This window comes from Mycobacterium sp. DL592 (genome assembly GCF_011694515.1).
Classification (GTDB): Bacteria; Actinomycetota; Actinomycetes; order Mycobacteriales; family Mycobacteriaceae; genus Mycobacterium.
Map to the genome: position 1 here is coordinate 1549894 of NZ_CP050192.1, position 19315 is coordinate 1569208.

Annotated in this window: 15 protein-coding genes, 1 tRNA gene and 2 pseudogenes; 5 read left to right on the top strand and 13 right to left on the bottom strand. The window is 64.2% G+C overall.

Annotated features, from left to right (window positions below):
* Positions 1-246 precede the first annotated feature (246 nt).
* On the bottom strand, positions 247-2916 hold the full coding sequence (gene mgtA / locus HBE64_RS07480; RefSeq protein ID WP_167099801.1) for a magnesium-translocating P-type ATPase: 2670 nt from the start codon (positions 2914-2916) through the stop codon (positions 247-249).
* Positions 2917-3066: 150 nt separating this feature from the next.
* Here mgtA and HBE64_RS07485 point away from each other — a divergent pair, with 150 nt between their 5' ends.
* A complete protein-coding gene (locus tag HBE64_RS07485; RefSeq protein WP_208300582.1) occupies positions 3067-3417 on the top strand; it encodes a helix-turn-helix transcriptional regulator in 351 nt (116 codons plus the stop codon).
* Between the two features lie 64 nt (positions 3418-3481).
* Positions 3482-5024 (top strand): annotated as a pseudogene (locus tag HBE64_RS07490) (IS1182 family transposase).
* A 217-nt stretch (positions 5025-5241) separates the two neighbouring features.
* Here the strand turns inward: HBE64_RS07490 and HBE64_RS07495 are convergent.
* Together HBE64_RS07495 and bcp are read right to left on the bottom strand one after the other, a co-directional pair.
* The gene (locus tag HBE64_RS07495; protein WP_167099805.1) at positions 5242-5709 is read right to left on the bottom strand and encodes a cupin domain-containing protein; all 468 of its coding nucleotides are present in this window, start codon (positions 5707-5709) and stop codon (positions 5242-5244) included.
* 101 nt (positions 5710-5810) lie between these two features.
* Positions 5811-6284 (bottom strand): thioredoxin-dependent thiol peroxidase, encoded by a 474-nt coding sequence (gene bcp / locus HBE64_RS07500; protein WP_167099808.1) that lies wholly within the window; start codon positions 6282-6284, stop codon positions 5811-5813.
* Between the two features lie 93 nt (positions 6285-6377).
* On the opposite strand from bcp, the gene HBE64_RS07505 reads away from it, so the two are divergent.
* Positions 6378-6605 (top strand): DUF3618 domain-containing protein, encoded by a 228-nt coding sequence (locus tag HBE64_RS07505; protein WP_167099811.1) that lies wholly within the window; start codon positions 6378-6380, stop codon positions 6603-6605.
* Between the two features lie 396 nt (positions 6606-7001).
* Here HBE64_RS07505 and HBE64_RS24655 read toward each other — a convergent pair.
* Together HBE64_RS24655 and HBE64_RS07515 are read right to left on the bottom strand one after the other, a co-directional pair.
* Positions 7002-7169: pseudogene (locus tag HBE64_RS24655) on the bottom strand (arsenical-resistance protein); the annotation flags it as partial.
* On the bottom strand, positions 7169-7597 hold the full coding sequence (locus HBE64_RS07515; RefSeq protein WP_167099815.1) for an ArsI/CadI family heavy metal resistance metalloenzyme: 429 nt from the start codon (positions 7595-7597) through the stop codon (positions 7169-7171). The pseudogene HBE64_RS24655 and the gene HBE64_RS07515, both read right to left, overlap by 1 nt.
* 57 nt (positions 7598-7654) lie before the next feature.
* On the opposite strand from HBE64_RS07515, the gene HBE64_RS07520 reads away from it, so the two are divergent.
* The gene (locus HBE64_RS07520; RefSeq protein ID WP_167099818.1) at positions 7655-8014 is read left to right on the top strand and encodes an Rv2640c family ArsR-like transcriptional regulator; all 360 of its coding nucleotides are present in this window, start codon (positions 7655-7657) and stop codon (positions 8012-8014) included.
* Here HBE64_RS07520 and HBE64_RS07525 read toward each other — a convergent pair.
* The 8 genes from HBE64_RS07525 to HBE64_RS07560 form a co-directional block, all read right to left on the bottom strand.
* Positions 8011-9387, bottom strand: coding sequence for an FAD-binding oxidoreductase (locus HBE64_RS07525; RefSeq protein WP_167099821.1), 1377 nt, complete (start codon positions 9385-9387; stop codon positions 8011-8013). The genes HBE64_RS07520 and HBE64_RS07525 overlap by 4 nt on opposite strands.
* 23 nt (positions 9388-9410) lie before the next feature.
* Positions 9411-10778: an FAD-binding oxidoreductase gene (locus tag HBE64_RS07530; protein WP_167099824.1), complete on the bottom strand. Its 1368-nt coding sequence runs from the start codon at positions 10776-10778 to the stop codon at positions 9411-9413.
* Complete coding sequence (locus tag HBE64_RS07535; protein WP_167099827.1) at positions 10762-12228, bottom strand: APC family permease; 1467 nt, start codon at positions 12226-12228, stop codon at positions 10762-10764. Before HBE64_RS07535 ends, HBE64_RS07530 begins: the two co-directional genes overlap by 17 nt.
* 81 nt (positions 12229-12309) lie before the next feature.
* On the bottom strand, positions 12310-13410 hold the full coding sequence (locus HBE64_RS07540) for a ferritin-like domain-containing protein (protein WP_167099830.1): 1101 nt from the start codon (positions 13408-13410) through the stop codon (positions 12310-12312).
* Between the two features lie 123 nt (positions 13411-13533).
* The gene (locus tag HBE64_RS07545; RefSeq protein ID WP_371744112.1) at positions 13534-14220 is read right to left on the bottom strand and encodes a rhamnosyl O-methyltransferase; all 687 of its coding nucleotides are present in this window, start codon (positions 14218-14220) and stop codon (positions 13534-13536) included.
* 343 nt (positions 14221-14563) lie between these two features.
* The gene (locus HBE64_RS07550) at positions 14564-16720 is read right to left on the bottom strand and encodes an acyltransferase family protein (protein ID WP_243841527.1); all 2157 of its coding nucleotides are present in this window, start codon (positions 16718-16720) and stop codon (positions 14564-14566) included.
* Positions 16721-16760: 40 nt separating this feature from the next.
* Positions 16761-17687, bottom strand: coding sequence for a hypothetical protein (locus HBE64_RS07555; RefSeq protein ID WP_167099836.1), 927 nt, complete (start codon positions 17685-17687; stop codon positions 16761-16763).
* A 119-nt stretch (positions 17688-17806) separates the two neighbouring features.
* Positions 17807-17879 (bottom strand) — tRNA-Lys (locus tag HBE64_RS07560).
* Positions 17880-18049: 170 nt separating this feature from the next.
* Here HBE64_RS07560 and HBE64_RS07565 point away from each other — a divergent pair.
* Entirely contained in the window at positions 18050-19267 is a 1218-nt protein-coding gene (locus HBE64_RS07565; RefSeq protein WP_167108863.1) for an Ig-like domain-containing protein, read from the top strand.
* Positions 19268-19315 lie beyond the last annotated feature (48 nt).

Sequence of the window (19315 nt, forward strand, 5' to 3'; positions counted from 1 at the left end):
ATACTTCTACAATCGTCGTAGGGAGGTAAGCGGGGACCGACCGACAGGAGAACTGCGATGCAGCGGACACCACGCAAAGAGCGGGTCCGAGTCAACTACGTAGCCGCCGCGTTCGGTGTGGCGGCCCTGACCACACTCGGCGTCGTGACGGTGGTCGAGTCCAACTCGGGCCAAGGAAATGTAATGGCCGGCTCGAACCAGGATTCACCTGCACCGACATACTCGACCCCCCAGGTTCCCGGTATGTCAGTGGGGGCGACTGTCGGTGTTATCACCACCACGCTGGCCGGCCACTGAATTCACGTAGCGATTCACGTAGCGCCGTTTGACCAGCTCCACGGCCGACGCGTAGGACCCACTCACCACGAGAAGCCACAGCCAGTACGGCGCCGGTGGCGAGGTCATGTGGAACAGGCGAGCGGCGGGCGAGACGGCCAGCAGTACGCCCAGCCCGGCGCAGAGTGTTGTGGCGCACAGCAGCGCTGTGGAGGGCCGAGCTTCGCGCCAGGGCAGAGTTGGGCTGCGTAGGACCAGAACCGCCAGCAGCTGGGTGAGCAGACCTTCGACGAACCATCCGGTGTGGAAGACCGCGGGCGATTGGTCCCCGCCGAACAGCCACCACAGCGCACCGAACGTGGCGAGGTCGAACACCGAACTCACCGCTCCGAACAACACCATGAACCCGACCAAGCCACGAGCATCCCAACCGTGAGGATTCCTGAGGTAACCCGGATCAACCCGGTCCCACGGCAGCGCCAGCTGAGCGGAGTCGTAGAGCAGGTTCTGCAGCATCAGCTGGATCGGGAGCATGGGCAGGAAGGGCAACACCACGCTGGCCACCAGAACGGAGAGCACGTTGCCGAAGTTGGAGCTCGCGGTGATCTTGACGTATTTCATGGTATTGGCCAATGTTCGCCGTCCCTCGACGACACCGCTGGCGATGACAGCGAGATCGCGGTCGAGCAAGATCAGATCGGCCGCGCCCTTCGCCACGTCGGTTGCCGTGTCGGCGGCGATGCCCGCGTCGGCGACGCGGAGTGCGGCAACGTCGTTCACGCCGTCCCCAAGAAAGCCGACAACGTGACCCGCCGAACGCAGAGCACTCACCAGGCGGCTCTTGTGCGCTGGACTGAGCTCGGCAAAGACGCGGTAGCGGGTCACCAGCGAGCACAACTCGGCCTCTGTGCAACCGTCGAGTTCTCGCCCGCGCACGGGCCGGTCTGCACCGAGGCCAATACGCTCCGCTGCATACCGGGCCACCGCCGAAGAATCACCGGTGAGCATGGTGACTCCTACGCCGTGATCGGCGAGCAACGCCACGGCATCCGGCGCACTCAGCCGGATCGGGTCGATGAATGCGACGAATCCGACGAGGACCAGGTCACGCTCGTCGGCCTCGGTGTACGGCTCGATTCGGGCAGTGGTTTCGCGGACAGCCACGGCCAGCACTCGCATGCCGCGTCGGTGTAGATCACCCAGTATGTCGTCGATGCGATCCGCGAGCCCCCCAGTCGATTCCGAATCGAAAGCCAGGACGGCATCCGCCACCCTCGCACCGGTGCATCGCGACAGCACCTGCGCGGGATCACCCTTGCAGATGAGCATGTGATGTCCGCGCCTGCGGGTCACCACCACTGTCGTGCGCCGCCGCAGGATGTCGAAACCGATCTGATCCACCTTGTCCATAGTGGCTTCGGCGAACAGCGCGTGGTCTGGTTCGGCGACCATCTCCATGATTGCCTCATCCAGGGCGTTGAGCGGTCCGTCCTGGAAGTACACTGCGGCACTGGCTAATTCGGCGACGGTCGGATCATTGGACCCACACACATCGACAGCGTGGCCAAAGACGATCCGGCCCTCCGTCACGGTGCCGGTCTTGTCCAGACAGAGAATGTCCATGGCGCCGAGATCCTGAATCGCATCGAGGCGCCGGACAACAACCTTGCGATGCGCCAACTGGATGGCGCTGCGCGCCAAGTTGGTGGTGACAATCACCGGCAACATCTCCGGGGTCAGACCCACCGCAACCGCCAGCGCGAACATTCCGGCTTGCGCCCAGTTGCCACTGACGGACCCATTGCATACGAAGACGATTGGAGTCAGCGTGAGCATGAACCGCACCAATGTCCAACCCACCGACCGGACGCCACGATCAAACGACGACGGCGGTCTCCGCCGCCGCGCAGCCCGAGCCAGGGCACCGAAGTGTGTGGAATCCCCGGTGCTGAGCACTAACGCCGCAGCAGTGCCCGACACCACGGCTGTACCGGAGTAGCACAGCGACGGCAGTCCGGTGACGGCGTCCGACTCCACCGCCTCGATCCCCGACTGAACGGCGAACTTAGGAACCGGCAGCGACTCGCCGGTCAACACCGACTGGTCGACCACCAGATCGGTCGATGACAGTAGCCGTACGTCGGCGGGCACCCAGTCGCCCGGACGCAACTCCACCACGTCACCGGGTACCAACTCTTCGACGGGCACCTCTCGCTGCCGTGACGGTGACCCGTCATCGGCCCGGCGCCGCACGGTCGCCGTCGTCGTGACGTAACGCTGCAACCTGGCGGCGGCCTTCGCCGACCGGGTCTCCTGCCAGATCCGCAGTAGGATCGCGGCGCCGACCATGAACAGGACCGTTATGGCGCCATCGAGGTCGCCCACGGCGGCGAAGACCACTCCGAGCAAGGTAAGCAACAGCACGAAGGGACTGCGCAACGCCCGGCGTATCCGGAGACCGAAGCGGTCGACGTCCCGGCCTGGCGGATCGTTGGGACCGAACCTGCGCGCCCGTTCGGCGGCCTCGAGTTCGGTCAGGCCGCGCGGGGAAGCCGACAGTCGCTGCAGGATCGTGAACACCGGGGCATGGGACAGCCCGGGCAATGCCACCTCGGCGTCGTTGAGAGCCATTCTGGCCATCGCCGCTATCCTGCCTTCAGCCGCGCCCAACCGGACGCAGCTCATTCTCCCCCGCACGCCGATTCGGCGCGACAGCAAGTCTTAGATCGACGTCGCGCAGCAGTGCTGCCACCGGGCTACAGTTAGACCCGATTTGGTGAAAGGATCGCCGTGCCGAAGACCTCCCCGGCCCCCTCGCGGTCCGAATCGGTGACGTCGGAGATCCTGTACGACACCGCGGCTATGTTCGCGTTGCTGTCGGCGACCGTACGCCTCCATGTTCTGTGGCTGCTCGCTCAGCAGGAACACGACGTCAGCTCGCTGGCCGCGGCCACCGGGCAGAGCCTGGCCACGGTCAGCCACCACCTGTCCAAGCTCAAACTCGCAGGCCTGGTGGAACTGCGCCGGCACGGGAAGCGGCACTTCTACGCAGCCGCTGACCAGCATGTCGTCGATGTCGTCGTGGCGGCTATCTCCCAACGGATGGAGAGCGGACAGCCGCGGGCGCGGCGGCGCGCCTAGGCGACTGCTGAATTAAACCCCGTGGCGGGGTGGGTTGTGTTGGGGTTTTGGAGACAATTGGTGGGTGCAGGGTCGCTCTGATGATCAGCGTGAGTTGTTGGATGTCGAATCGGTAGCGGGGCATCTTCTGAAGTCCGACAGTGTGTTTGCGTTCCTGGCGGCGCATCGGGCGGAGTTGTTTCCCGAGGAGATGTTCGCCGATCTGTTTCCCTCGCGCCGTGGCCGGCCGAGCGTGCCGGCTGAGGTGATGGCCTCGGTGATCACGTTGCAGGCCCTGCACGGGTTGTCCGACAACGAGACGGTTGATGCGGTGACCTTCGATCTGCGGTGGAAAGCGGCGTGTGGCCTGCCGATCACCTCGGGTGCGTTTCACTCGACGACGGTGACCTACTGGCGGCGACGGTTGGCGGCCTCGGATCGGCCGAATCGGATTTTCGAGGCGGTCACAGCGGTAGTGGCCGCCACTGGTGCTCTCTCGGGGCGCACCCGGCGGGCGTTGGACTCCACGATCCTCGATGACGTCGTCGCTATCCAGGACACCGTCACCCAGCTCGTCGGCGCGATCCGGCGGGTCCGCCGTGAAGTCCGTGGCGCCGCCGATGTGGTCGCGATCCACTGCACCGCCCATGACTATGACGATCCGGGTAAACCCGTGATCACCTGGGATGACGCCGCGGCCCGAGAAGCGTTGGCGGACGCCCTGGTCGGTGATGCTCATCGGGTGCTGGGTCATCCGCCTGATCAAGAACCCGGGCCGCGTGCGGCCGAGGCGATGGCGTTGTTGGCATTGATCGCCGGCCAGGATGTCGAACCGCTCGAGGATTCTGATGGCACCGATGGGCGCTGGCGTATCGCCCAGCGTGTTGCCCAGGATCGGCGGATCTCCGGTGTTGATCCTAAGGGCCGCCACGCCCATAAATCTGTGCATCGCCGCCAGGACGGGTTCAAAGCCCACGTCGCGGGTGGAACCCGAGACCGGCATCTTCACCGACTGTGCCCTGAGCAAAGCCAGCGGCCCGGGCAGCCACGACGCGGTGGTGGCTGCGCAACTTCTGACCGGTGAGACCGCACCGGTGACCGTGTTGGCCGATTCGGCCTACGGCAGAGGCGATTTCCGAGCTCATCTGAAAAGATCGCGTCATCATGATCGGGTCAAATCCGCGCCCCTGCGTGCAGCGGTGCCTGGCGGGTTCAGTATCGATGATTCCACTGTCGATCACCGGGGCCGTCGCGTCACCTGCCCGGCTGGGGTGACCCGGACCATCAGCGCACAGGGCAATGCCATTTTCGGGGCCGCGTGTCGGGGCTGTGAACGACGTACACGGTGCACCACCAGACGGCAGAGTCTGAAAATCGGCCCGCACGACGCACTCCAACGCGCCGCCCGCGAACGGTCACGAAAACCACGCTGGCTCAACGAATATCGCCGATACCGCCCCATGGTCGAACGAACCATCGCCTGGCTAACCCGAGGCAACCGCCAACTCCGCTACCGCGGCGTCGCCAGAAACGATCACTGGCTGCACCACCGCACCGCCGAGCTAGACCTACGACACCTCGCCACGATGGGAGTCATCCACACCGGCACCACCTGGGCCATCGCCTAACACCAGCACCCCGGGCCTGACTACACACCCGCGCCAATGAACGCTTAACACGCCCCGCCCCCCAAACCCCACTAATTTCAGCAGTCTCGTAGACGCTTGCAGCGCGCTGTCGAGCGTGTCCGGTGGCCTTCACGTCGTACTGCGCGACGCATCGAACGGCCCATGCGGACTACGTGACAGGGCAGCGCTAGCTACCTGCGATCGTCGTGGGGCCCGGTCAGCGCGGGGGGCCAAGTATGACCTGTCCGAACTTGTCCGCGCCCTCGGCCAAACGCGAGGGCGGGATTTCAAAGCCTTCCGGACGTGGCGTCGCCTTGTCGCGACCGGAGTAGCGGAACATCCCTTCAATTCCCGCCGGCGTGTTGATCATCAGAAGATCTGCTGTCTTTGACGTGATGCGGTAGGCATGTGGAATGTTCTTGGGCAAGAACACAATTCCGCCTTCCGTCAACTCCGTCTCCTGGTCGTCTACCCAAACCAGCGCGGTTCCTTTGATCAACATGAACACTTCATCTTCCCGCGTATGTTTGTGGTAGGGCGGGGCTTCGCCTTCGCTCACATCGAAGCGACCGATCATCAACTGGCCACCTGTGGCCTTGCCGTCGAGCAAGATTGCCAGTGTGCCGCCGTCGAGCCATTCCAGTTGTTGCTGCTGCTCAGGCTGAGCCAGGTACGCCATACTCATGAGCCATCCCTTTTCTTTCGGCTGGATCGACTTCCCGCGGAGCGGTCAGTTGGGTGTGCTGCAGCGCGCCGCCATCACCGAGGCGCGCTGCTGTTCAGTCATTACACCTCGATGTCGCGGCGCAGCTTGGCCACGTGCCCGGTGGCTTTCACGTTGTACTGTGCGACTTTGATCTTGCCCTTCTCGTCGACCACGAACGTCGAGCGGATGACGCCCTGCACGGTCTTGCCGTACATCTTCTTCTCCCCGTAGGCGCCCCACGCGCCGAGCACCGTCTTGTCCGGGTCGCTCAGCAGCGGGAAGGTCAGCTCGTCGCGGTCGCGGAACTTGGCCAGCTTCTCGGGCTTGTCGGGGGAGATGCCGATGACGTCGATGCCGGCCCCGTTCAGCTCGGCAAGGCTGTCGCGGAAGTCGCAGGCCTGCTTGGTGCAACCCGGCGTCATCGCCGCCGGGTAGAAGTAGACGATCACCTTGCGGCCTTTGAAGTCGGAGAGTTTGACGGTCTTGCCGTCGGCGTCGAGCAGGCTGAACGCCGGTGCTGTGTCGCCAACCTCCAGGCGTGCTGTGTCGGTCACTTCGCGTCCTTTCTCCAAAACCGTTGCCGGTGCGTCCGGTTAGCCGGGGCTGATCTAGGGTAGTTCGGCAGAGCGGCAGTTTGGAGGACGGAAGTGGTGGACCGGGATCCCGAGGTCATCAAGGCCGATATCGACGCGGCGCGCGATCGGCTGGCATTGACTGTCGATTCGTTGGCCGAACGCGCGAATCCCCAGCGTTTGGCCGATGACGTCAAGGCTGCCCTGCTGCGCTTTGTGAAGAAGCCCGCGGTGACCGCGACGCTGGCCGGTGTCAGCGTGGTGACCGTCGTCCTCGTGGTCCGCCGGATTCGTAACGGTTAGCGCCGGCGCAGCCAGCTACTGAACGAGCGGCGAAAACCGGGGGGATTGGCCTGCAGGCCCAGCCTGCTGCAGCTCACCTGCACCAGTGGTGCGGGGGCCGGCGAAGCGGCATCGCGCTCAGGATGGCGGGCGGGCCCCTCCGTCGCCATTGGCAAATTCCTCACTACGTCACCGGATGCTGGCCCGGATCCAACGCCCGGAACGAATCAGCTAACTAGGACTATAACAGTATTCTTAACATCGGCGCAGCCCACTGCCGTGATATTCAAACTCCGGTAGTCGGTCGGTTATCGAATGTACTGAACACATCTTTGGTGGGCCGGGCATTGCGGGAGGTCGCTGCCGCAGCGTGCAGCGACCTCGGAGACAGCTCTCAGGATTCGGTGAGTTCAGCCACGAGATGCCGTCGATCTCAACGGCACTGATCGCGTTCCCGAGGCCGGGGACCAGCCGTCCCAGCAGCAGTCCCACGCCCATGGCCGCGCCGATCCAGACCGGCAGGAACCGGTCGACGGTCGACAGCCGTGCTGTGACGGGATCGTCGGCCGTTTTCGACGTGGTCACTACCCGCAGCACCCGGTGGCGGTCTCGGTCGGCTGGTCGGCGGGGATCGCGCCGAAGAAGGTTTCCGAGTCGGCGAGCACGGTGTAGACCTCCCACCGCTCGCCGCCGGGCCCGGTGACCCACACTTTGTCCTGGGTGGCGAAGCAGCACGTGGCGCCGATCTCCTCCTCGGTGAACAGCCCCTCGCCGGCGAGTCGAGCGATCTCGGTGCGCACCTTGTCGCTGGACTCGACTTCGACGCCGAGGTGATTGAGCGTGCCGCCCTGACCGGGGTTCTCGAGCAGCACCAGCTTCAGCGGCGGCTCGGTGATGGCGAAGTTGGCGTAACCGGGCTTCACTTTGGCCGGCCTGGCGCCGAAGAGCTTGGAGTAGAACGCGATTGCGGCGTCGAGGTCATCAACATTGAGCGCGAGCTGTACACGGGACATGGAACACACCATGCCACCTTTTCGATATATGTCAATCTTTGGTGCATACTGGTCTTCATGCCCAAGGCTCTGCCCGTCATCGACACCACCGCGCCGGTGTGCTGTGCGCCGGTGGCCGCCGGCCCGATGAGCGACGACGACGCCCTGCACGTTGCGCTGCGACTCAAGGCGCTGGCTGATCCCGCCCGGGTCAAGATCGTGTCGCACCTGTTCAGCGCGGCTACTGGGGAGGAATCCTCCGGAGAGTTGGCCGCAGTGCTCAATCTGACCGAGTCGACGATGAGTCACCACCTCACCCAGCTGCGCAAGGCCGGTCTGGTGCACTCCGAACGGCGCGGCATGAACGTCTTCCACCGGGTCCGCCCCGAGGCGCTGCAGGCACTGTGCGCGGCGCTGGACCCCAACTGCTGCAGCTAAGCCGGCAGCATGACGCCCGGGTTCAGAATGCCCGCCGGGTCGAAACTGTCCTTGATGCGGCGCAGCAGAGCCAGCTTCGCGGGGTCCTCCAGTTCGGTGAAGTAGCTCGCCTTGGCCCGCCCGATCCCGTGCTCGCCGGAGATCGCACCGCCGAGATCCATTCCCATCGCGAAGATCTCGGTGAGCACACGGCGGCGCACCTCTGGATCCTTACAGAACAGCACACCGTGCACATTGCCGTCGCCCGCGTGCCCGCAACCGCTCATGGCCGCGCCGGAGGCCACGGCCAGATCACGCGCCCGCCGCAGAAACTCCGGCATCAGGCCGCGTGGCACCACGACGTCGACGATGTCGTCGGCGCCCAGCGCTTTGGCCGTCCAGAACACGTTCTCCCGCGCCTCGATCAACCGCCGGGCCGAATTGCCCTGCAAAACATAGGCATCCAGTGCGCCCCACTCGCTGAGTGCCTGGCACAGCTGCTCGGCGTCCTCGTCGAGGCGGTCGGTGTGATTGTTCTCCAGAGCAACCACCAGGTAGGCCTCACATGACTGCCGGATGTCTTCGGGGATGCCCAGTTCCAGATTCTCGGCGGCGGAGATCGCCGTCATCACCGCGCGGTCGATGTACTCGACGATGCTCGGTCCCAGGCCGCTGGAGATGATCTTCGGCACCGCCGCCATCACCTGGTCGAAATCGCCGAACGGGGCCAGCACAGTGGCCCCGTGCGCCAGCCGCGGGACCAGCTTCACCGTCACCTCGGTCACCAGCGCCAGGGTGCCTTCCGAGCCGATGATCAGTTGGGTCAGGTCGTATCCGCTGGAGATCTTCGACATCTTGCCGCCGGTGCGGATGATCTCCCCGGTCGCCAGCACGGCCTGCAGCCCCAGCACGTTGTGGCGGGTGACGCCGTACTTGACTGCCCGCATGCCGCCGGCGTTGGTGCCCACGTTGCCGCCGACACTGGAGGACAGCTCGCCGGGATACACCGTGTAGCTCAGGCCCACCTCAGCGGTACGGGCGTCCAACTCGGTCAACGTCACACCGGGCTGGACCACCGCGACGTGGTTGTCGGCGTCGACCTCCAGGACGGCGTTCATCCGTTCGAAGGAGATCAACAGGCCGCCTTCGATCGGTCGTGCCGCCGCCGAGAGGCCGCAGCCTGACCCACGGGCGGTCACCGGCAGCCGCTGCTCGGCGGCCACCGCAAGCAGGGCGGCGACCTCCTCGGCGGACGCGGGTTTGGCGACGAAGCCAGGACGTTGCGGAGCGACGTTGAGCGCCTCGTCGTGGCAGTAATCCTCGGAGATCGCCTCCCCGGTCAGCAGGTGCGACGGGCCGACGATGTGCGACAGCTTCGTCGCGAGATCACCCATGTGCGCCCAGCATAGTCCGAACCTCAGGCCGGCAGGGTCAATCCCTGTTCGTAGCTGAAAACACCGTCAGGGTCATAGGTCGCTTTGATCGTGCGCAGCCGATCGACATTCGCGCCCCAGTAGGCCGCCTCCCAGCGCGGCATGCCCGCATTGGGAACATTGACATAGGCGCCATTGGCGAAGGGGCGCAACGCTTCACCGAACTCGGCGATCCAGGCCTGGCACGGTGCCGTGAGAGGGTCGGCGGATGCCGGGGTGCCGCCGCGTTGGCCCCACGCTGCGCCGGGCTCGGCGTAGAACAGCGCGTCGCGGTGGGCGAACACTGACCCGCCGGCGGGCTCGCTGCTGGTGACTGCGCCACCGAAAGCGGTGGTGAAGTAGTTGCACTCCGGGGTCGGGGCACGGGACATGAAGTCGCACACGACCCGGATTGCCTCGGCGGGAAAGGGTTCGGTCATGAACTGCGACAGGAACTTCCAGTTCGCCGGTTCGTTCTCGGTGGGGATCTGGAATCCCGTGTAGATGTCAGCCCAGCTCGCGTCACGGGTTGCGACGACGGGTGCGCCGACAGAGAGGATCGAGGCCAGCATGTGCATCGCCTCGGGTTCGGTGCCCGGGGCCAGCGCGGCCACCAGCATGATCTCGTGCGGGCGTATCTCGAGTTGGCTGGTGAGCCGGTGCTCGGCGTGCGGTGCGCTGCGTTGCCAGGCCTCGAACACACCGGGCAGCTCGCCCAGTCCGGGCCATGTCGCGGTGAGGTAGGTGGCCTGCGCCAACGGGTGCACCGCGTAGGTCAGCGACGTGACGATCCCGAAGTTGCCGTTGCCCGCGCCGCGCAGCGCCCACAGCAGGTCGGTGTTCTGCGATGCGTCGGCGACCAGCACCGTCGCACCGCCGCCGGCGGGGGCGACGACCACTTCGGCGGCCAGCAGATTGTCCGCGGCCATCCCGAACTTACGAGTGAGCAGGCCGAAGCCGCCGCCGAGGGTGGCTCCCACCAGTCCCACGCCGCCCTCGGTGCCGGTCGGTGCGGCAAGACCGGCCCCGCCCAGTGCGGTCACCGCTTCGAGCTGATTCAGTCCCGCGCCCACGGTGGCAGTTCCTGCGGCGGCGTCGATCTCGGCCGACTTGATGCCGCTCACGTCAATGACAAGTCCGCCGTCGACATTCGACCAACCCTCCAGGCTGTGCCGGCCGCTCCGCACCCGGATCGGCACGTCGTTGCGCCGCGCCCAGGCAAGGGCGTTGACCACGTCTGCGGTGTCGGCGCAGAACACGATCGCCTCAGGGACGCTCGAGTACAAGTGGTTCCAGCCGGTGCGGGCGGTGTCGTACTCCGAATCACCCTGCCGCACAACATGACCCGTCAGAGTGTCAGTGTTTGAAGACATCGGCGTCCCCGGGCTCGGTATCGAGTACCTCGCGATTGGTGATGAACAGGTATGCGAAGTAGACGCCGCCGGCGAGCAGGATGCCGATCGCCAGGAACACCGCTGTGCGGGCCTCCCGTGGCGAGACCAGGATGAACACAACGATCGCCGACCACACCAGCGCGCCGATGGCGACCGGAACCTCGAAGCGGCCGATGTCGAAGGCGTCCTCCTGGCGGCCCAACCGCTTTCGCACCGCCAGATACAAGACGATGATCGCGCCGTAGAGGACCGCCCCGATGAGGCCGCCCACCGTCAACAGTTCGAGTAGAGCGTCACCGGGTACCGCGGCCATCAGCGCGACACCCAGCACCACGATCAGGATGGTCGCCGGGATCGGGGTGTGCGTGCGCGGATTGACCCGCTGCATCAGCTTCGGGGCGGGGAAGCGGTCGTCGCGCGCCATCGCGAAGACCATGCGGGCGCAGGTGGCCAGCGTCACCAGTCCGGCGCCGAAGAATGCGATGACGATCGCGACGAGCAGCGAGCGCTCCATGACGACACCGAGCTGTTCGCGAAGGATCAGTGCGACCGGTGAGTTGGTGGCGGTGACGCGGGGGATGTCCTTGATCGCGACGGTGAGTGCGATCGCGAACACCAGGCCCAAAACTCCAGCTGCGACAACGGATCCCACGATGGCACGCGGGACGCTGCGGAAGGGGTCCTTGGCTTCCTCTGCCATGTTGGCCGCCGCGTCGAAGCCGACCAGCGTGGCGATTCCCATGATCATCGCCGCCATCAACCCGCCACCGATGGCGAAGTAGTCGGTGGCGCCGCCGGCGACGCCGCGTGAGGTGAGGTTGCCGACCGAGCCATCACCGGTGACGGCCACGGCGATGAGCAGGGCGATTACCAGCACCACGACGATGATCAGTTCGAGGCCTACCGCAGCCGAGGTGATCAGACCGACGATGCGGGTGGAGGCGATGACGAGGACGGCTTGGGCGAGCAGCATCACGACCGTGATCACTCGGGCGGTGGTCTGGTCCTCCGCCATCCCCAACAGGGGCATGAGTGCGGTGTTGGCCAGGGCATTGTCGACCGCCACGACGCCGATGACCAAGTAGCAGAAGCTCAACCACCCGAAGAACCAGCCGATCTTCGGGTTGGCCAGCCGCGAGGCCCATTGGTAGGACGAGCCGCTGAGCGGGATGCGGGCGGCGAACTGGGCGATCACCAGTGCGATCAACGTCTGGCCGACGGCTACGACCGGCCACAGCCAGATGCCGACCGGACCGGAGTTCTGCAAGACATTGTCGTATGTTCCGAAGATGCCTACGGCGACCGAGATGAACGCGAAGGAGATCGCGAACACCTGAAACGATCCGAGTGTTCGCTGCAGTTCGGGTTCGTAGCCGCAGTCTTCACATAACTCGTCGGCGTCGTTTGCGTCCGGCGAAACTTCCGTCATATCGGGTCCCGCCATAGTCGCGTCAGATCGTGTGACCTTAACGACCGGTGTGACGACTTATCGTCTTATGGATTTTTTCGACTAGCCGGTGCCCGCGGCTATCGCCTGATCCACCTCGATGACGCGGCTCGCCATCTCGGCGTGTGCTTTGTCCAGTTCCTCGGCCTGGTCTTCGTCAGCCTTCATCAGCACGTCGATGTCCAGACCGCCCAGTTCGTGAACACCCATGTCGCGGAAGGCTTTTTGCACCTTGTCACCCCACAGGCCGATGTCTTTGACGATCGGCACGATGCGGCTGAACAGGTGCGAGCGGAACTGGACCATCAATGGCGAGGTGTCCACCCATTCGGTGCACGCCTTTACGTCGAGGCCCAGCGTGTCGAAGACCTCCTCGCCGCGGAACCGGTCGCGCATCAGGTAGCAGGCGTCGACGACGAACTCTTCGCGCTCGTCGCGTTCGGCGTCGGTGAGCTCGGAGTAGTAGTCCTTCAAGGAGATTCGTCCGAAGGCGACGTGGCGGGCCTCGTCCTGCATGACGTAGGCCAGCAGCTGCTTGGCCAGCGAGTCTGGCGCCGCCAGGTCGCGCAGCGTGCCGAAGGCCGCCAGCGCCAGCCCCTCGATGAGTACCTGCATGCCCAGGTACGGCATGTCCCAGCGTGAGTCGTGCAGGGTGTCTTCCAGTAGTGCGGTGAGGTTCTTGTTGACCGGGTAGACCAGCTCGACCTTGTCCTGCAGGAATCGTGAGAACGCCTCGACGTGGCGGGCCTCGTCCATGGTCTGGGTGGCCGCGTAGAACTTGGCGTCCATGTCCGGGACCACCTCGACGATCTTGGCGGCGCACACCATTGCGCCTTGCTCGCCGTGCAGGAACTGGGAGAACTGCCAGGCCTGGGCGTGCTGGCGCATCTCGGCCCGGCGTGCCTCGTCGGCGGACTCCCACATCGGGCTGCCGAAGAGTGGGTGGAACTCGTCGGGCAGGCCGACCGGATTCATCGGATCGACGTCCTGGCTCCAGTCGATGCGCGACTGGGCGTCCCACTGCTTGTCCTTGCCCTTTTGGTAGAGCGACAGCAGCCGCGCGCGTCCCTCGTCGTACTCCCAGGTGAAGCGTGCGTCGCCGGCGCTGGGCACTTGCCAGAAGTAGGGGTCGGGGACCTCGGTGTACTGGTCTTTTGTGGTCATGGCTGCCCCCTCAAGCTGTGGCGTCGTCACGTGACGGACGTCACAATGCTTTCAGTGCCGGGGGGTGGGGTCAAGCCTGACGGGTACGTCAATTAGGGGCGTGGCATCGGAGCGCCACACGGGTTACTTGCGGATGAGGAATCCATTCGGCGCGAAGGTGAAGCCGAACTTGTTCTCCCGCTCGACGTCATGGGCGTAGTCGTCGGGAAATTCGGCTTCGTAGGCCTCGATGGCTTCATACGGTCCCGGGCCCCAGCCGGGGAGGACCGGGTGACCGTTGACGATCGAGTCCTCGACCAATAGGTAGTCACCCGAGGACAGCAGTGGGCGAAGGAGTTTCATCTCGCCGAGGACATGGTCCTTGGTGTGGTCGCTGTCCAGGATGGCGAAGATGGGGCCGGGGTACTCGCGCTTGAGGCGCTCGATCTGCTCGGCAATTGCCGGATCCGTCGACGACGACTCGACGAACAGGATGTCCGGGTCCTTGCGTGCGGCAGGATCGAGCGGTTTGTGGGTGATGTCCACGGACAGCACCTTGAACGGCCGGCCGATCTGACGCATCACGCTGGCAAAGAAAAGTGCTGAGCCACCTTGGTTGCTACCAAACTCGATCACGAGGGAAGGTTTCAGCTCACACAGAATCTCTTGGTAGTTCCACATGTCGCTGACGGACTTCCAGGTGGTCACACCCATCCATGAGGTATTCCGCCAGACGAACGTGTTGTAGTACCACTTGTTGTATTCCTCGGGCTCTGCGCCCGTCGGCTGATACACGAAGACCGCCAGGGCTGACCGGGCGACGCTCCGCACCGACGCCAACGTCGTTTTGAGCACGTTCGGCCGCGGACTGCTGGTCCTGTTTAGCACTGTCAACTGCGAATTCCTCCCCGGGAAGCACGGTTTCAGGCAACTGGTCGGCCTGTACGTCCTGATTCCTACCATACGGCCATATTGTGCCCTTCATTGTTTGCCAGTTCTGTCCAAACTGGATAAATGGCAAGCCGGGTTCGAGCCGCATTGCGGATCTCAGGTGGGGTTGGGAGTCACGCAGCCCGAGGAGTTGCGCAGCGCGCTGCCATGCCGCCTCGTAGCCCGACATCCTCGCGGGAATCGGCCACTTGGCTTTTCGGGCGTGGCGGGGCGAGTTTCTGCGTCAGTAGACGCCCGCGCTTTTCAGTGATTCGTCGATCACCGGTGTTATGCGTTTCGCGTAGGGCGGCGACATGTGTGCCCAGTCGGCTTTGGTGATAATGGTGCCGACGAAGCTGGGGCAGCGTCCCTCAACGCAGAACCACGGTCGGGAATCCACCCATGTTCCGCCGAGAGCCGCGGCGAGATCCTGTTCGGCCTCAGCCATCTGATTCCAGTCTTTCAGGACTTTGCCTATGCAGTCGGGAGGCTTATTCGCTGCCACTCCATAGCATTTGCTCATGACGATGTCGGCTGGTGGTGGAGCGAGGAATACAATTTTCTTAACGCTTCCCCGGAACGAATCAATGAACGTCCGCATCGATTTAGCCCACTCCTGGGCCGTGATGTTTCGGTCAGTTCCAGCGATCTGTTTCGCGCCGTAGGAGTGGGAGATGAACACGACGTCGGGTTTGTTTGCGTTGATGTAGTCCACCGCGCGCTTTTTGCGTGCTGGGCAGGCGTCGGCCAGTTTCTCGTCTTTCCCGGTGATGGCCACGTCAATGAAATAGCAGAAGAATTCAGCTTCGTTGTGCACCTGGAGTTGGCTACCGGTGGTGTTGGCGATGTCATGCAGCGGGCCTAGATAGGACATGGCGATGGAGTCGCCGATTAACACGGCATGAGTGTGCGCGGCAGGGTTGCCCCATGTGCAGGGCTTGTCGGATGTCGCTGCCCCGCAAGCCTTCACGTCGGCTTCAACAATGTCGCCATTGATGATGGTGTCAGCGGGTGGGGCGAACTGCGGCCACTGCTCGGCCTTCAACGCGGCGAGGATGTCACCTTGCAGCGCAGTCGCCGAAGGCCCAAGCTGATGGCCACCAGATTGGGTGAGTGGGTTGTCGTTGATCGCTAGATCTGGTGGTGCGGCCGATGGTTTCGCCGGCTGCATCACGATTGCGAGCACTGCCACCGTCAGTAGGCCCATCGCGGCGGCCATCATCTTCTGGCTGAATCGTGTCGGGCTGTAGCGGCCCCGTCTGACATCCTTGAATGTTTGCCGGATTTTCGCTGAATCAATCCGTCGCAGAGGGTTTTCCACGCAGTGGTATGAGGTGATCGCAAGCGCGAAGCTCAGCGCCACGACCACAACCGAGTAATAGGCGCCGGGCTCCATCAGCGAACCGACGAACACGATGATCGGCCAGTGGACCAGGTACAGCGAGTACGAGATGTCACCGATGTAGGTGCTGATCGGATTGCGCAGAAAGTCCTGGTAGCGGGGTTCCCGGCCGATACCGGCGGCTATCACCAATCCCGACCCGACAACCGGGAGCAGCGCCCACGGTGCGGGGAAGCCGACGGTCGCGTCGTGCAACAAGAACAGGCTGGCGGCGATCAAAGCGAGCCCCATCCACGACAGGATCGGCTTGGCAGCGCTCGGGATCCTCGCCAACAGGCCCGTTGATGTCGCCAGCAGTGCGCCGGCGCCAAGTTCCCAGATTCGGGCGAACGTGTCGAAGTACGCCCACGCCGGGGCTGTTGCGGTTTGGAAGATGGACCAGCCGAGAGATGCCGTCACCACCGCGGCCATGACCACGCCGGCGATGAACATCCGCTTGGAATGCGGCCACGCTTTCCGCGCTACCAACACCCCGATTGCAAAGATGAGTGCGGGCCAGACGAAATAGAACTGTTCCTCGATCGACAGCGACCAGAAGTGGCGGATCGGGGACACGGCGACGCCCTGGCTGAAGTAGTCGGTGCCCAGAATTGCGAAGCGCCAGTTAGACATAAATATGAACGCGTAGAACGCGTCCAGCCCGACTTGTTTCGCCCGAAACGGCTGGAAGATAAACACAGCGGCCACGCAGGTTATTGCCAGGGTGACGGTCGCGGCCGGCACGATACGCCGAACCCGGTTCCAATAGAACGCGGTGAACGACACATTGCCGTCGGTCTCAGCCATCCGCATCAGGTTGCCGGTGATCAAGAATCCGGAGATCACAAAGAACACGTCGACACCGATATAGCCGCCGTTGGGCCATCCCCAGAGATGGTCGGCAAACACCGTCAATACCGCCACCATGCGTAGGCCCTGGATATCGAGGCGTTTGTGCGCTTGTCGGGCGCGCCGGCGATGGCGATGGGAAATCCGCTCATAGCGGTCCAGGACGGACACCATAAATACCCCCTACCTTGGAAACCCGCCGCCAAAACTATCAGGGCTTTGTTGAATATTCAGATTTCACGATTAAGGCGAGATGGTGTCCGATAGCCGTGTATGCAGCCTGTGTGAGGTGAGCGCCGTCCACCCGGAGTGAAGGCGGAACTTCACCGGCCGCGATCGCTCTCGTGTCGTCCGCGGTGGGGGTGATGCCCGCCGCGGTAAGCCCATCCGACCCCAGCCAGCCCTGCAGGTCCACAAACTTTCTGCCGTAGGCGGCTTTGAGCTCGGCGGTGGTCTCCGGTGTGGCGCCGACGATCAGGAATCGTTTGGGGTCGGGGACCCACTTCACCATTGCCGCGATATCCCGCACAATCGCCGCCGGCTGGGCGCTGTTGTTGGTGCCCGCCCAGATGATCTGGATGCAGTCTCGGTAGCCGTCGCTCTCGTCGCCGCTGAAGGCCGTGCCAGGGGGGACCTGGCGGTTCGTGCCAGGTGCGGTGTCCGGTGTGAAGGAGAAACTCTCGGCGCCCGCATCCAAGTCGTGGATCAGGGTGCCTGGGATATCACCGAGGGTGCCGTGCATCTTCAACTCCCCGGCCTGCTGATATTGGCTCCACCCGTCCTTCGGGCTGATGTCGACCACCTGGGAAGCGGCGGTGGTTCCCTCCGGCAGCTGGTTGCCGGCCAAAGTCACCGTTGGCTTCAGCCCGCCTTGGCGGACCGCTATCTCCGCTGATCCCTGCGACATCGCACCGAAGTTCTTCGTCTCCACCCCAAGATCCGTGCCGAGGGTTTGCAGCCACGTCGGATCGGCCTGGGTCCACTGGTCCCCGGTCTTCGTCAACGAGTAGGTCAGCGAGTCGCCCCAACCCACAACCTCACCGTGGCTGCAGGTCGCCCCCTGGGCCGGTGCTGAGCAGCACACGAGCGCGTTGCATAGCAGCGCGAGGACGGCAGCGATCCGCAGGCTGGGGTTCACGGCGGCTAGCGTAGCCAACGCAACTCACCTGTACAGATCTCCGGCGGCACCACCGCACCATTGCCGATGAACACAAGATGGGCAAAAAGAGAGGGTGGCAAAATGCCACCCTCTACCTGTGCGCCGTCAGGGTTTCGAACCCCGGACCCGCTGATTAAGAGTCAGCTGCTCTACCAACTGAGCTAACGGCGCGTGAACTGCGTCGATGACTTTAACAGGCCACCCGCCGTAGTGAGAAATCCCCTCGAAGACGGCCAGATTGCCGTCGTGACGCCGCTGACCTGTGCGCTCGCCACCACTGTGCGGCTGCCCTTAGACTGGGGATTCCCAGCATTTACACAGCTAGTGAGGTAGTCCCGGTGATGAGGCAGGTCGGCTCGGCAACCCGGCAACGGTCGCGAGTTCGGCTGGCGGTGCTGGCTCTCATCCCCGCTCTGCTGTTCGTCCTGAGCGCATGCGGCAGCGATCCGGCGCCGGCGCCGGTCAAGGTGATCGCCGACAAGGGCACGCCCTACGGCGACCTCCTCATCCCTCAGTTGGCGGCCTCGGTCAAGGACGGAGCTGTCGACGTCCCCGTCGACAAGCCGGTCACCATCACAGCCACCGGCGGCGTACTGGGTTCGGTGACGATGGTCAACGACGCGGGCAGCGAAGTGGCCGGCCAGCTCAGTCCGGACGGCGTGACGTGGAAGACCACCGAGCCGCTGGGCTACAACAAGAGCTACACCCTCAGCGCGCGCTCGCTCGGCCTCGGCGGCGTCACCACCGAAAAGCTCACCTTCGAGACGCAGTCGCCGGAGAACCTGACGATGCCCTACCTGCTGCCCGGTGACGGCGAGGTCGTGGGTGTGGGTCAGCCGATCGCGGTGCGGTTCGACGAGAACATTCCCAGTCGGGTCGCCGCCGAGCGCGCGATCAAGGTGACCACCGACCCGCCCGTCGAGGGCGCGTTCTACTGGCTGAACAACCGTGAAGTACGTTGGCGCCCAGAGAATTACTGGAAGCCGGGCACCAAGATCGACGTCGCGGTCAACACCTACGGTGTGGATCTCGGTGACGGTCTGTTCGGCCAGGAGAACCTGAAATCGCACTTCACTATCGGCGACGAGGTGATCGCGACCGCCGACGACAACACCAAGACCCTGACGATCCGCCAGAACGGCGAGGTCATCAAGACGATGCCGATCTCGATGGGCAAGAACAGCACGCCGACCAACAACGGCGTCTACATCATCGGTGACCACTTCTCGCACATGATCATGGACTCGTCGACCTACGGTGTTCCGTCCAACTCGCCCAACGGATATCGCACCGAGGTCGACTTCGCCACCCAGATGTCCTACAGCGGCATCTACGTGCACTCCGCGCCATGGTCGGTCGGCAGCCAGGGCTACTCCAACGTCAGCCACGGCTGCCTCAACGTCAGCCCGAGTAACGCGCAGTGGTTCTTCAACAACACCAAGCGCGGCGACATCGTCGAAGTCCGCAACACCGTCGGCTCGACGTTGCCGGGTACCGACGGCCTCGGCGACTGGAACATCCCCTGGAAGCAGTGGAAAACCGGCAACGCCAACGCGTGACTTGCGAGACTAAGCGCTCCTCGCCCTGATGGGTGTTGCGCATCGGGG